The sequence below is a fragment of the Cellulomonas sp. PS-H5 genome (assembly GCF_019265565.1).
Lineage (GTDB): Bacteria > Actinomycetota > Actinomycetes > Actinomycetales > Cellulomonadaceae > Cellulomonas.
Genome location: NZ_JAHVCI010000028.1, coordinates 14,890 through 27,813, shown reverse-complemented (window position 1 = coordinate 27,813; position 12,924 = coordinate 14,890). Strand labels below are relative to the sequence as shown.

At 75.2% G+C, this 12,924-nt stretch carries 13 protein-coding genes and 1 riboswitch; of the genes, 5 read left to right on the top strand and 8 right to left on the bottom strand.

Annotation, left to right across the window (positions count from 1 at the left end):
* Positions 1-248: 248 nt before the first annotated feature.
* From J5O08_RS12060 to J5O08_RS12050, 3 genes are all read right to left on the bottom strand, one after another.
* Positions 249-1,127 carry a bifunctional methylenetetrahydrofolate dehydrogenase/methenyltetrahydrofolate cyclohydrolase gene (locus J5O08_RS12060; protein ID WP_218707120.1) on the bottom strand — a complete coding sequence of 293 codons (879 nt, stop codon included), beginning with the start codon at positions 1,125-1,127 and terminating at the stop codon, positions 249-251.
* Between the two features lie 13 nt (positions 1,128-1,140).
* Positions 1,141-2,430 (bottom strand): serine hydroxymethyltransferase, encoded by a 1,290-nt coding sequence (gene glyA / locus J5O08_RS12055; protein ID WP_218707119.1) that lies wholly within the window; start codon positions 2,428-2,430, stop codon positions 1,141-1,143.
* A 64-nt stretch (positions 2,431-2,494) separates the two neighbouring features.
* Positions 2,495-2,582, bottom strand: a riboswitch (ZMP/ZTP riboswitch).
* Positions 2,583-2,643: 61 nt separating this feature from the next.
* A complete protein-coding gene (locus tag J5O08_RS12050; protein WP_147794258.1) occupies positions 2,644-3,150 on the bottom strand; it encodes a GNAT family N-acetyltransferase in 507 nt (168 codons plus the stop codon).
* A 135-nt stretch (positions 3,151-3,285) separates the two neighbouring features.
* On the opposite strand from J5O08_RS12050, the gene purU reads away from it, so the two are divergent.
* Positions 3,286-4,149, top strand: coding sequence for a formyltetrahydrofolate deformylase (gene purU / locus J5O08_RS12045; RefSeq protein WP_217616222.1), 864 nt, complete (start codon positions 3,286-3,288; stop codon positions 4,147-4,149).
* 114 nt (positions 4,150-4,263) lie between these two features.
* On the opposite strand, the gene J5O08_RS12040 is transcribed toward purU, so the two are convergent.
* Together J5O08_RS12040 and J5O08_RS12035 are read right to left on the bottom strand one after the other, a co-directional pair.
* Positions 4,264-5,049 (bottom strand): ATP-binding cassette domain-containing protein, encoded by a 786-nt coding sequence (locus J5O08_RS12040; RefSeq protein WP_217616225.1) that lies wholly within the window; start codon positions 5,047-5,049, stop codon positions 4,264-4,266.
* Between the two features lie 46 nt (positions 5,050-5,095).
* Positions 5,096-6,214 carry an ROK family transcriptional regulator gene (locus tag J5O08_RS12035; protein ID WP_308161079.1) on the bottom strand — a complete coding sequence of 373 codons (1,119 nt, stop codon included), beginning with the start codon at positions 6,212-6,214 and terminating at the stop codon, positions 5,096-5,098.
* 215 nt (positions 6,215-6,429) lie between these two features.
* Here J5O08_RS12035 and J5O08_RS12030 point away from each other — a divergent pair, with 215 nt between their 5' ends.
* Together J5O08_RS12030 and J5O08_RS12025 are read left to right on the top strand one after the other, a co-directional pair.
* Positions 6,430-6,624: a hypothetical protein gene (locus J5O08_RS12030; protein WP_218707118.1), complete on the top strand. Its 195-nt coding sequence runs from the start codon at positions 6,430-6,432 to the stop codon at positions 6,622-6,624.
* Positions 6,625-6,627: 3 nt separating this feature from the next.
* Positions 6,628-7,011 carry a type II toxin-antitoxin system death-on-curing family toxin gene (locus J5O08_RS12025; RefSeq protein ID WP_218707117.1) on the top strand — a complete coding sequence of 128 codons (384 nt, stop codon included), beginning with the start codon at positions 6,628-6,630 and terminating at the stop codon, positions 7,009-7,011.
* A gap of 67 nt (positions 7,012-7,078) precedes the next feature.
* Here J5O08_RS12025 and J5O08_RS12020 read toward each other — a convergent pair whose 3' ends face one another.
* On the bottom strand, positions 7,079-8,296 hold the full coding sequence (locus J5O08_RS12020) for an NADP-dependent isocitrate dehydrogenase (RefSeq protein ID WP_217616226.1): 1,218 nt from the start codon (positions 8,294-8,296) through the stop codon (positions 7,079-7,081).
* Positions 8,297-8,503: 207 nt separating this feature from the next.
* Here J5O08_RS12020 and J5O08_RS12015 point away from each other — a divergent pair, with 207 nt between their 5' ends.
* Positions 8,504-9,646: an MIP/aquaporin family protein gene (locus tag J5O08_RS12015; protein ID WP_218707116.1), complete on the top strand. Its 1,143-nt coding sequence runs from the start codon at positions 8,504-8,506 to the stop codon at positions 9,644-9,646.
* Positions 9,647-9,821: 175 nt separating this feature from the next.
* On the opposite strand, the gene J5O08_RS21660 is transcribed toward J5O08_RS12015, so the two are convergent.
* On the bottom strand, positions 9,822-10,250 hold the full coding sequence (locus J5O08_RS21660) for a DUF3017 domain-containing protein (RefSeq protein ID WP_218707115.1): 429 nt from the start codon (positions 10,248-10,250) through the stop codon (positions 9,822-9,824).
* A gap of 112 nt (positions 10,251-10,362) precedes the next feature.
* Between J5O08_RS21660 and J5O08_RS21655 the strand changes: the two genes are divergently transcribed.
* Entirely contained in the window at positions 10,363-11,739 is a 1,377-nt protein-coding gene (locus J5O08_RS21655; protein ID WP_218707114.1) for an FAD-dependent oxidoreductase, read from the top strand.
* Between the two features lie 55 nt (positions 11,740-11,794).
* On the opposite strand, the gene J5O08_RS12000 is transcribed toward J5O08_RS21655, so the two are convergent.
* Entirely contained in the window at positions 11,795-12,889 is a 1,095-nt protein-coding gene (locus J5O08_RS12000; RefSeq protein WP_218707113.1) for a thioredoxin domain-containing protein, read from the bottom strand.
* Positions 12,890-12,924: the final 35 nt, after the last annotated feature.

Sequence of the window (12,924 nt, the reverse complement as noted above, 5' to 3'; positions counted from 1 at the left end):
TGCGCCGCGCGGCGGCCTCGCGGGCCCGCCGCATCTGAGACCCCCGCGAGGTCGGCGGTTCCGCCCGAGGTCGGCGGTTCCGCACCGGTCGCCGTGGCCGCAACCGCCGACCTCGGCTGGCGGTGACGACCTCGCACTGCACCCCGCACGCCGAACGCCGGGTGACGCCCCGCCGGAAGCGCGACGCCCGGGTGCGCGGCCGGCCCCGTGGGACCGGCCGCCCACCCGGGCGTCGGCGATGCGTGCCGTCAGGCCTGGCGCTCGGCGGACTCCACGACGTTCGCCAGCAGCATCGCGCGCGTCATCGGCCCCACCCCGCCGGGGTTCGGGCTCACCCACGCGGCCACCTCGGCCACGCCGGCGTCCACGTCGCCCGCGATGCGGCTCTTGCCGGTCTCCGGGTCCGACACCCGCGAGACGCCCACGTCGACCACCACGGCGCCCGGCTTCACCAGGTCGGCCGTGAGGATCCCGGGCACGCCGGCGGCGGCCACGATCACGTCGGCGTTGCGGGTGTGCTCGCCGAGGTCGGCGGTGCCGGTGTGCGTGAGCGTCACCGTGGCGTTCACGGCCCGCCGGGTCAGCAGCAGCCCGATGGACCGCCCGACCGTCGTGCCGCGCCCGATGACGGTCACGTCGGCCCCCGCGAGGGAGACCCCGTGCCGGGTGAGCAGCTCGATGATGCCGCGCGGCGTGCAGGGCAGCGGGGAGTCGATCTCCTCGTTGACCCGCAGCACCAGGCGCCCGAGGTTGGTCGGGTGCAGGCCGTCGGCGTCCTTGTCGGGGTCGACGAGCTCGAGCACCCGGTTGGTGTCGATGCCGCGCGGCAGCGGCAGCTGCACGATGAACCCGGTGCAGACCGGGTCCTCGTTCAGCCGCTGGACCGCGGCCTCGATGTCCTCCTGGGAGGCCTCGGCGGGCAGGTCCTCGCGGATCGAGGCGATGCCCACCTCCGCGCAGTCCCGGTGCTTGCCGGCGACGTAGGACACCGAGCCCGGGTCCTCCCCCACCAGCAGCGTGCCGAGCCCGGGCGTGATGCCGCGCTCGGCGAGGGCCGCCACCCGCTCCTTGAGCTCGCCCTTGATCGCGGCGGCCGTGGCCTTGCCGTCGAGCGTCTTCGCCGTCATGTCGCGGCCCCGGTCAGTACTGCTGGAGGCCGGGGTACAGCGGGAACGCGTCGGCCAGCTTGGCCACCCGCGCCCGCAGGCCCTCGACGTCGGCGGACGCACCGGCGGTCAGCGCGGTCGCGATGATGTCCGCGACCTCGGTGAACTCGGCGTCGCCGAACCCGCGGGTCGCGAGCGCCGGGGTGCCGATCCGCAGGCCGGAGGTGACGCGCGGGGGGCGCGGGTCGAACGGCACCGCGTTGCGGTTCACCGTGATGCCGACGTCGTGCAGGAGGTCCTCGGCCTGCTGGCCGTCGAGCTGCGAGTTCCGCAGGTCGACCAGCACCAGGTGGACGTCGGTGCCGCCGGTCAGCACGGACACGCCCGCGGCCGCGACCTCGGGCGAGACGAGGCGGTCCGCGATGATCCGCGCGCCGTCGATCGTGCGCTGCTGGCGGTCCTTGAAGTCCTCGCCGCCCGCGATCTTGAACGACACGGCCTTGGCGGCGATGACGTGCATGAGCGGGCCGCCCTGCTGGCCCGGGAACACGGCGGAGTCGATCTTCTTGGCGTACTCCTCGCGGCTCAGGATGAAGCCGGAGCGGGGACCGCCGATGGTCTTGTGCACGGTGGACGACACGACGTCCGCGTACGGCACGGGCGACGGGTGCAGGCCCGCGGCGACCAGGCCGGCGAAGTGCGCCATGTCGACCCACAGCTTGGCGCCCACCTCGTCGGCGATCGAGCGCATCGCCGCGAAGTCGAGGTGCCGCGGGTAGGCGGACCAGCCGCCGATGATCACGGCCGGGCGGTGCTTGAGCGCGGCCTCGCGGATCGCCTCGGGCTCGATGAGGAAGGTGTCCGGGTTCACGCCGTACGCGCCGACGTCGTAGAGCTTGCCGGAGAAGTTGATCTTCATGCCGTGCGTCAGGTGGCCGCCGTGCGCGAGCTCGAGGCCCAGGATGCGGTCGCCGGCGTTGGCGAGGGCGTGCAGCACGGCCGCGTTCGCCGTGGCTCCGGAGTGCGGCTGGACGTTCGCGTGCTCGGCGCCGAACAGCTCCTTGGCGCGGGTGATCGCGAGGGTCTCCGCGATGTCGACCTGCTCGCAGCCGCCGTAGTACCGGCGGCCCGGGTAGCCCTCGGCGTACTTGTTGGTGAGCACGGAGCCCTGCGCCTGCAGGACGGCGCGCGGGACGAAGTTCTCGCTCGCGATCATCTCGAGCGTGCCCTGCTGGCGGGCGAGCTCCCCGTCCAGGACCGCCGCGATCTCCGGGTCCACCTGGGACAGGTTCTGGTCGAGCAGGGGCGTGTTCTCGGCGCTCATGCGTCTCCTCGGCAGTCGGCGGGCGCGGTCTGTCGACCGCACACCGATCGATGGTGTGGGGTGACCGCGGGGCCCAGGCGTCCGACCCGACGTCGTGCTGCTGCGTCGCTCCCCGGTGGTGACCCACCTGTGCGCCAGTCGCGACCGGGTCAGCCTAGCAACGTCCCCGCCGGGGCGGGGCGGGCCGTCCGCGGACCGGTCGCGGGACGAGGATCACGCCGAGGCGGGCGCCTCCGCGTCGGCCTCGCCGAGGATCCGCCGCAGGTACGCGTACGTGAGGTCCCCGACCGTCTGGTCGTGCTCGTGCGTGTAGCCGTGCTTCTCGTACAGCGCGAGGTTCTGCACCGAGTCGCGCCCGGTGAACACCCAGATCTCCTCCACGTCCTCCGGCAGGTGCGGCAGGATCGCGAGCAGCAGCTGCGTCCCGATGCCGTGGCCCTGCTGGTCCGGCGCGACCGCGAACCGGCCGAGCGTGGCCTTCTTCCCCTCGAGCACGACGCGGATCGAGCCGACCAGGCGGTGACCGGCCCAGGCGCCCAGCGTGACGACGCCCTCGGCCGCGAGGTCCGCGCGCAGCTCCGACAGGGTCTGGGTCAGCGGCGGGATGTGCGGGTCGTCGTACTGCTGGGCCTCGGTGACGAACGCCGCGCGGCGCAGCGTCAGGAGCTCGCCGGCGTCGGCGTCGGCGATGGGCCGGATGGTCACCTCGGTGTCGCTCATGCCCCCATCGTCTCAGGACGTGCGCGAGGTCGACAGCCCGGAGGTCCCGATGTCGCCCGGATTCCACCCGGTGGACACCTCCGGCCCGCGGACGCCCCGGGCTGCCGCGCGTCGCGCGCGGGTACCCTCCCCTGCGTGACGACCTCGACCCCTGCGGCCACCTCCTGGGTGCTGTCGCTGTCCTGCCCCGACCAGCCCGGCATCGTCGCCGCCGTCGCGGGGCTGCTCGCCGAGCACGGCGGGAACATCACCGAGTCGCAGCAGTTCGGCGACCCGCTGTCGGGGCTGTTCTTCATGCGCGTCGAGGTCGCCGCCGAGCGGACCCGCGAGGAGCTGGAGCAGGCCCTGGCCGCGCTCGCCCCGCGGTTCTCGATGGACTGGTCCCTGGACGTCGCCGGCCGCAAGGTCCGCACCCTGCTGCTCGGCTCGACCGCCGCGCACTGCGTGAACGACCTCGCGTTCCGGCAGCGGTCCGAGGGACTGCCGATCGACATCGTCGGCCTGGTGTCGAACCACACCGCGCTCGCCGACCTGGCGGCGTTCTACGCCATCCCGTTCCACCACGTGCCCGTCACGAAGGACACCAAGGCGGCGGCCGAGGCCCGGCTCCTCGAGCTCGTCGAGGAGCTGGACGTCGAGCTCGTCGTGCTGGCCCGGTACATGCAGATCCTGTCCGACGACCTGTGCCGCGCGCTGGCCGGGCGGGTCATCAACATCCACCACTCGTTCCTGCCGTCGTTCAAGGGCGCGCGCCCTTACGCGCAGGCCCACGACCGCGGCGTGAAGCTCATCGGCGCGACCGCGCACTACGTGACCGGCGACCTCGACGAGGGCCCGATCATCGAGCAGGACGTCGAGCGCGTCGACCACACCCGCGGGGTCGCGGACCTGGTCGCGCTGGGCCAGGACGTCGAGCGCCGGGCGCTGGCCCGCGCGGTGCGCTGGCACGCGGAGCACCGGGTGCTGCTCGACGGGCACCGGACGATCGTCTTCCGCTGACTCAGGTCTGATCCCCACCCGATCGTCGCGCTGCCGGCCGATCGATCGGGTGGGCGGGCGACGATCGGGTGGGGATCAGCGGGCACCGCGACGAGCGCTGCCCCGGGTGGTGACCTAGAGCGTCGCCGGCCGGGTCGTCGGCCGCGCCGCCCGCCCCGTCGGCGTGATCCCCGTGATCGCCGCGATGAGGTCCTCGTACGAGGCGTGCTCGGCGTCGAAGTCGCCGTTGATCCTCCCGAGTCGCAGCACGACGATCCGGTCGGCGACGGCCTGCACGTCGACCATCGAGTGGCTGATCATCACGACGCCGAGGCCGCTCTCGCGGAGCCGCTCGACCATGTTGAGCACCTCGGCGGTCTGCGAGATGCCGAGCGACGCCAGGGGCTCGTCCAGCACGACGACCCGCGGGTTCCCCACGAGGGTCCGGGCGACGGCGACCGCCTGCCGCTGGCCGCCGGACAGCGCACGCACCGGCGCCCGGACGGAGGGCACGCGGGCGGCGAGCTGGCTGAGCACCTCCCAGGCCCGGCGCTCCATCCGCCGCTCGTCGAGGATGCCGGCGCGGCGGAGCTCCTGGCCGAGGAACAGGTTCTGCACCACGTCGAGGTTCTCGGCGAGCGCGAGGTCCTGGAAGACCGCCGCGATGCCGAGCTCCCGCGCGGCGCGCGTGGACGGCATGGTCACGGGGACGCCGCCGACCTCGATGTGGCCGGAGTCGGGGGCGAGGGCGCCCGACATCACCCGCGCGAGCGTCGACTTGCCGGCGCCGATGTCGCCGACGATCGCCACGACCTCGTGGGCGTGGATGTCGAGGTCCACGTCGACGAGCGCGCGCACGGCGCCGTAGTTGCGGGACACGCCCCGCACGGACAGGACGGGGGTGCCCGGTGCCCTGGTCATCGGTCCTCCTCCGCTGCGTCCTTGCCGCGTGCCCTGCTGCACCGGCTCATCCTGCCACCGCCATGGACTGGGCAATACCGGCGTGGTCGAGCGCGAGCGCCAGCGCCCCCCGCACCTCGGCCGCGGTCCCGAGCTCGGACACGACCACCTCGACCGGCCCGGCGGTGCTCGGCAGGGTCCGCTGCGCGAGCACGCTCCGGAACGTGTCCAGCAGGATCGGACCCGCGTCGGCGAGCCGCCCGCCGACGACGACGAGCTCCGGGTCGAACAGGTTGCAGGTGTTCGCGGCCGCGACCGCGAGCAGCCGCCCGGCGTCCGAGATCACCCGCCGGCAGCCGGGGTCGCCGTCCTGGGCGCGGGCGATGACGTCCGACAGCGTGAGGTGCCCGTGGCTGGACTCGAGCATCCGCAGCAGGGCGGGCGCGCCGATGAGCGCGTCGAGGCAGCCGCGGTTGCCGCACCGGCAGATCGGGCCGTTGTCGTCGATGGTGATGTGGCCGAACTCGCCGGCCGCGCCCGTTCGACCGTGGAAGACGCGCCCGTCGACGATCAGGCCGCTGCCGACGCCGTGCGAGACCTTGAGGTACGCGACGTGCCGCTTGCCCCGGGCGGCGCCGTGCCGCAGCTCGGCCAGCGCGCCGAGGTTGGAGTCGTTGTCGACCTGGACGGGCACGCCGAGCCGGCGCTCGAGTACCTCGGGCACGGACACCCCGTCCCAGCCGCGGAGGACGCCCACCGACACGATCCGGCCGGTGACCGGGTCGACGGGGGCGGGCACCCCGACCCCGACGGCGAGCACCTCGGACATGGTGGCGCCGACCGAGTCGACGAGCTCGGTGAGCAGCAGCGACGCGCGCTCCAGGCCGGCGTCGGCGCGGTGGTCCGGGGGCAGCGGCATGCGCTGGTCGGCGACGACGCGCTGGGCGACGTCGGCGATCGTGACCCGCAGCGACCGGGAGCCGAAGTGGATGCCGCCGACCAGCCCGAGGTTGCGCGCGAGGGTGACCTGCTGGGCCCGGCGACCGCTGCGGGAGGTGGGCGCGGTGGCGAGCACGCCGGCGCCGGTGAGCTCCTTGACGATGTTCGACACCGTGGCGGGTGACAGCCCCGTGACACCGGCCAGCTCGACCTGCGTGAGTGAGCCACGCTGCTGGACGGCACTCACGATCCGGGCCCGGTTGGCTTCACGGAGTGAAGATTGCGATCCCGGGGTCACTCTCTCGGTGCCCACGTAGCCGAGGATACAGGCGCCACGACCCCGATCCGCACGCCGCGCACCACCCACGCAGATGCGTTCGAGAGGTGACGGCACGCGCACGGTGCTCCGCCGGGCAGGGGAGTTGGTACCGTGGTGGTACCAACCCCCGCGAGGAGGCACCCATGGCCCGAACCCTGCGTCTGTCCGCCGAGGCCGAGCGCGCCGTCGCCGCGATCGCGGAGGCCGAGCACATCTCGCAGAACGAGGCCGTCAACCGGGCCCTCGTCGACTACGCGCGCAAGCGGAGCGAGGTGCGCGACGCCCTCATCGCCTCCATCGTGGCCGAGGACGCCGCGATCCTCGACCGCCTCGCCTGAGACGTGCCGACCTTCCTCGGCCCCGAGGACCTGATCGCGATCGGCCGCGCCGTGCTCGGCGGCCCGCCCCCGCTCCGGGACGCCGGCGCACTGGTCGCGGCCGCGGGACAGCCGGCCGCCACCTGGGACGGCGTCGCGCTGTACCCCACGATCGACGACCAGGCCGCCGCCCTCCTGGTGTCGGTGGTGAGCAACCACCCGTTCGTCGACGGCAACAAGCGCGTCGGCTGGGTCGGCGCGCGCCTGTTCTACGCGCTCAACCAGCACGAGCTGCGCATGCCCGAGGACGACGCCGTGGCACTCATGCTCGCGGTCGCGGACGGCAGCGTCCGGGACGTGCCGCTCGTGGCCGGGGCTCTCAGCCGGCACCGCCGTCCGACCGGGTGACGCACACGGCGACGGCCGCCGCCCGCGGGGTGCGGGCGGCGGCCGTCGAGGTCGTCCGGCGCGGGCGTCAGCCCAGGCGCGCGGCCAGGTTCTCGTCGAGGGCCGCGAGGAAGCCCTCGGTGGTCAGCCACTCCTGCTCCGGGCCGACCAGGAGCGCGAGGTCCTTGGTCATCTTGCCGCTCTCGACCGTCTTCACGACGACGTCCTCGAGCGTCTCGGCGAACTGGGTCACCTCGGGGGTGCCGTCCAGCTTGCCGCGGTGCTTGAGGCCGCCGGTCCACGCGAAGATCGACGCGATCGGGTTGGTCGACGTCGGCTTGCCCGCCTGGTGCTGGCGGTAGTGCCGGGTGACGGTGCCGTGCGCGGCCTCGGCCTCGACGGTCTGGCCGTCCGGGGTCATGAGGACGGAGGTCATCAGGCCGAGCGAGCCGAAGCCCTGCGCGACGGTGTCCGACTGGACGTCGCCGTCGTAGTTCTTGCAGGCCCAGACGTAGCCGCCCTCCCACTTCATCGCCGAGGCGACCATGTCGTCGATGAGGCGGTGCTCGTAGGTGAGGCCGGCCTCGGCGAACGCTGCGGCGTACTCGGCGTCGAAGACCTCCTGGAACAGGTCCTTGAACCGGCCGTCGTAGGCCTTGAGGATCGTGTTCTTGGTGGACAGGTACACCGGGTACTTCCGCTGCAGGCCGTACGCGAACGAGGCGCGCGCGAAGTCGCGGATCGACTCGTCGAAGTTGTACATGGCCATGGCGACGCCGCCGCGGTCCGGGTACGTCACGACCTCCTGGCGGATCGGCTCGGAGCCGTCCTCCGGCGTGAAGGTCAGGGTCAGCGTGCCCGCGCCCTTGACCACGAAGTCGGTCGCCTTGTACTGGTCGCCGTGGGCGTGGCGGCCGATGATGATCGGCTTGTTCCAGCCCGGCACCAGGCGCGGGATGTTGCTGATGATGATCGGCTCGCGGAAGACCACGCCACCGAGGATGTTGCGGATGGTGCCGTTCGGGGAGCGCCACATCTTCTTGAGGCCGAACTCCTCGACCCGGGCCTCGTCCGGGGTGATCGTGGCGCACTTGACGCCGACGCCGTGCTCCTTGATCGCGTGCGCCGCGTCGACCGTGACCTGGTCGTCCGTCGCGTCGCGGTTCTCGATCGACAGGTCGTAGTAGCGCAGGTCGATGTCGAGGTACGGATGGATCAGGCGGTCCTTGATGAACTGCCAGATGATCCGCGTCATCTCGTCACCGTCGAGCTCGACGACCGGTCCAACCACCTTGATCTTCGCCATGCGGCCCAGATTACTTGACGTCGAGAGACTTCGCGGGCGGGCCGGGCGCGAACCGGCCCGCATCCAGGCGACGCACAGCGATCGGTGGCATGCTCGAACCGTGTGCCCGACCGGGCGGCGCGCTGCGCGCCCGCAGGTCGGACCCGGTGCGGGGCCGCCGAACGGCGCGGCCCGCGCCCGTCATCGCACCCGGACGAACGGATGATCATGTCGCAGGACAAGCCCGAGCCCGACGAGGCCCCGGACGCCCCCACCGGCGCGACCGACCCGCAGCAGAGCGCCCCGGCCGAGCCCACGGCCCCGGCCGGCCCCGTGACCCCGACGCCGTCCGCGCCGCCCGCCGGCTCGGCCGTCCCCGCGCCGGCGCCGGCGAGCGCCCCGGCGCCCACCTCCGCGGCCCCGGCCGCGGCTCCCACCGCAGCCCCCGCGCCCGCGGCGGCCCCGGCCCCCGCGGCGATCCCGGTCGGCTACGGCGCGGCCAGCGGCTACGGCACGGCGTCCGCCGTCGCCGACGAGGACGAGGTCGGGATCGAGGCGGTCCGCGCCACCCTGACCGGGCCGTCGCTCGTGGCCCGCGTCGGCGCCGAGGTGTTCGGCACGTTCGTCGTCGTCCTCGCGGGCGTCGGCTCGGCGCTGTTCGCCTCGGTCAGCGGGGCCGGCCCCGTCGGCATCGCGCTCGGGTTCGGCTTCGGCACGATCGCGGCGTTCGTCGCGGTGTCGCACGTGTCGGGCGGGCACTTCAACCCGGCGATCACGCTCGGCAGCACCCTCGCCGGCCGCACGCCGTGGTCGCACCTGGTGCCGTACTGGCTGGCGCAGCTCGTGGGCGGGGCGCTCGCGTCCGCCGTGCTGTTCGTGACGGCGACCTCGCTGCCCGCGCTCGAGGGCAACGAGCGCACCTTCTTCAGCAGCACCGCCAACGGCTACGGCGCGCACTCCCCGATCGCCCAGTCGACCGGCGGCGAGGGCTTCAGCATGGTCGCCGCGCTGCTGCTCGAGGGCGTGCTCGCCGCGGTCCTCGTCGGCGTCTACCTCGGCGCCACCGACCGTCGGGGCCGCACCCGCCAGCAGGCCGCGTTCGCCGTCGGCCTCACCATCGCGTTCGGGATGCTCGTGGCCTACCCGGTCACCGGCGGTTCGCTCAACCCGGCCCGCTCGACGGCCGCGGCGCTCTTCTCGGACTCGTGGGCCTGGGGCCAGGTCTGGGTGTTCTGGGTCGCGCCCCTGGTCGGCGCCGCGCTCGCCGCGCTGCTGTACCGCGCGTTCGCGACCGCCCCGGCGGACGACGACCTGCTCGACGAGGACCTCGAGATCGACGAGGTCGAGGTCGAGGTGCAGCCGGCGCGCTGACGCCCGCACGCCCCCGCGCAGGGCGGCGATCCCGGACGGGGTCGCCGCCCTGCGGCGTCCCCGGGGCCAGGCGCCGGCCCGCGCCCCGGTTCGGTGGTTCTCGCCGGGTTCGGTGGCAGGAAGCACCGAACCGTGCTGGATGCACCGAACCCGCGGACGGCGAGCCGTGCCCGGGTCAGAGCGAGGGCACGACCTGCGACAGGACGCCGATCGCGAGGGCCAGCCCCGCGAGCACGGTCACGTCCACGGCGCGCCGCCGCACGACCAGGGCCGCCGGCGACTTCCGCACGACCGCACGGACGACCGCGCAGCAGGCGAGGAAGCAGGCCAGGGCGAGGGCGCCCGTCGGGGTGCCGGCCGCGAGCGAGAGGGCGACGCAGAACAGCACCGCGCCGGCGATCACCCACAGCGACCAGTTCCGGTCGGCGGCCAGGGACGCGCGCGCGATCGCGCGCGGGTCGAGCGGCTCCCCGTCGGGGCCGAACCGCTCGTCCTCGGGGGACGGCCGGTCGACGGGCGGGGTCAGCGGCGGGAGCGCGGGCAGGTCGGCGGCGGGCACGGACGCGGTCCGTGCGGCGGGCGGCACGGCGCCGTCGTGGGTCACGCGCGTCTCCCTCCCGCGGCGCGCGAGGAGCCGCGCACCGTCACCGACGAGGCTACCGCGCCCCGCCCGCACGCCCGGCGCGGCCCGCGTCGCCGCAGGCTACGGTGGCCGGGTGCCTGAAGCCGGTCCCGCCGCCGCCCGCCCCGACCACGGCTCCGGGACGCCCGGCCCGCCGGGCTCGGTCGTGGTGGTGGGCGCCGGCATCGCGGGCGCCCGGACGGTGCTCGAGCTGCGGGCCCAGGGCTTCGACGGCCGGGTGACGCTTCTCGGCGCCGAGGGGGTCGCCCCGTACGACCGGCCGCCGCTCTCCAAGCACCTGCTCGACCGGCCCGCGCCCGCGTGGCTGGCCGACGAGCTCGGCGCCGACGCGCTCGCCGCCGCCGACGACGTCCGGCTGGCCGCACCCGCGACGAGCCTCGCGGTCGACGACGACGGCGTCCGGGTCGGGACGGCGGCGGGCGACGTGGCCGCCGACGCGGTCGTCGTGGCCACCGGGGCCGCCGCCGTCCGGCCGCCCGGGTGGGAGCACGCGGTGACGCTGCACACCGCGGCGGACGCCGAGCGGCTGCGCGCCGCGCTCGGGTTCCCGCACGGGCTCGCCGCGACCGGCAGCCCGGCGACCGGCCGCCCGGACGAGGGAGGTCCCGGCGCGACCGCCGCGGGCACCGCCACCGCCCGGCGGCTCGTCGTCGTCGGCGCGGGCTGGGTCGGTGCGGAGGTGGCGACGGTCGCCGCCGCGGCCGGGGTGGACGTGACCGTCGTCGAGGCCCGCGAGGCGCCGCTGATGACCGCACTCGGCGCGGAGGTCGGCGCGCTGACGGCGCCGTGGTTCGCCCGGGCGGGCGTCCGGCTGCGGACCGGGGTGTCCGTCGCCGCGGTCGAGGCCGGCGCGGTGCGGCTGGCCGACGGGTCGGTGCTGCCGGCGGACGTCGTGCTCGCCGCGATCGGCGCGCGCCCGGCGACGGGCTGGCTGGCGGGCGCGCTCCCGCTGGAGCCCGACGGGTCGGTGGCCGTCGACGAGCGGCACGCCCCGGTCGGCGGGTCGTGGCGGGTGCGGGTGGTCGGCGACGCGGCCCGGCGCCGGTCCGCCCGGCACGGCTGGGTGCCGGGCGGGCACTGGGACGCCGCGCTGCGCGGCCCGGCCGTCGCGGTCGCCGGGCTGCTCGGCCGGCAGGCCGCCGAGTCGGACCTCGCCCCGTACGTGTTCTCGACCCAGCTCGGGCACGAGCTCGCGCTCTACGGGCTGCCGGGCGCCGCGGACGACGTGGTGCTGCGCGGCGACCCCGCCGGCGAGGACGGCTGGACCGCGCTGTGGTTCGCCCCGGGTCACCCCGAGGGGACCGGCACGCTGACGGCGGTGTTCGCGGTCGACCGGCCCCGGGACGTGGGAGCCGCGCGCCGGCTGCTGGCGGGCGCCGCGCTCCCGGTGCTCGACCGGGCGCGGGCGGCCGACCCCGCGGTGCCGCTGGCCCAGACCCTCGCGGGCTGAGGCCCGGCCCCGTCGCCCCGCGCGCGGCCCGGTTCCAGCGGTCTGCGTCCCCGCACTAGGGGGCGGTCGTCTCCGTAGCCGACGCGGACGGCTCCTGGGACGCACCCTCGATGGGCGACTCCGTCGGCGACGCGCTCGGCGAGGCGGACGCCTCGGCCTCCGCGGCCTCCGCGGCGAGCTGCGTGCTCACCCCCTCGATGAACGCGAGCAGCGCGTCGGCGTCGCCGAGGTCGCCGGTGTACTGCTGGCCGCCGACCAGCACGACCGGGCTCGTGGTGACGCTGCCGACGTCGTACGGCACGGAGTCGGCCGCGCGGGTGGTCGCCTCCTGCGCCCAGTCGGTGAAGTCGCCGTTCGTCACGCAGTCCGCGACGGCCGTGTCGGTCACGCCGGCGTTCTGCACGAGCGCGACCAGGTCGTCATCGGCGAGGCCGTCCTCGTCGAGGTCCGGCTGCGCCGCGAGCAGGGCGTCGTGCACGGCGAGCACGCTGTCCGGGGCGGTGTCGGCCACGCACGCGAGCGCCCCGGCGGCACGGGCGGAGTAGTCGCCCGTGGTCTGCATGGTGCCGAGCAGCGAGTCGTCGGCGGACGCGGAGGCGGTCGCGGACGGTGCCGGGGACGCCGTCGCGGAGGGCGACGGCGAGGCGCCCGTGCCCGTGCTCACCGCCGCCCCGTCGAGCAGCGCCAGCGGGTGGATCTCGAGCGTCGCGTACCCCGCGGTCACCCACTGCTCGACCGATGCCGAGTTCGCCGCCCAGAACGTCTCGGCTTCGGGCGACCGGTAGTCGAGGTAGAGCACGAGGTCGAGCACGCCGCTGCTCCGGTCCACCACCGTCGCGACCGGCGAGGCCCCCGGGTCGAGCGCGCTCGTGCGGCTCGCCGCGACCGCGCTGCCGTCGCCGGTGAGCACGAGCCCGTCCGACAGCATGTTGTGCGGCCCGACCTGCCCGGCGCGGACCGACGCCTGCACCGCGAGCGCCGCGATCACGCCCACTGCGACGACGGCCGTCCCCGCGCCGGCCCAGCCGAGCCGCCGGTTCCGCCGGCGGCGCTGCGCCTGGCGCTCGCGCTCGAGGCGCGCGAGCTCCCGGGCGAGCGCCTTGCGGTCCTTCTTGGGCAGCTTCTCCTGGGCCGGGGGTCGAGAGCTCATCGGTCGCTTCCTGTGCGGGGGTCGGGCGTCGGGGC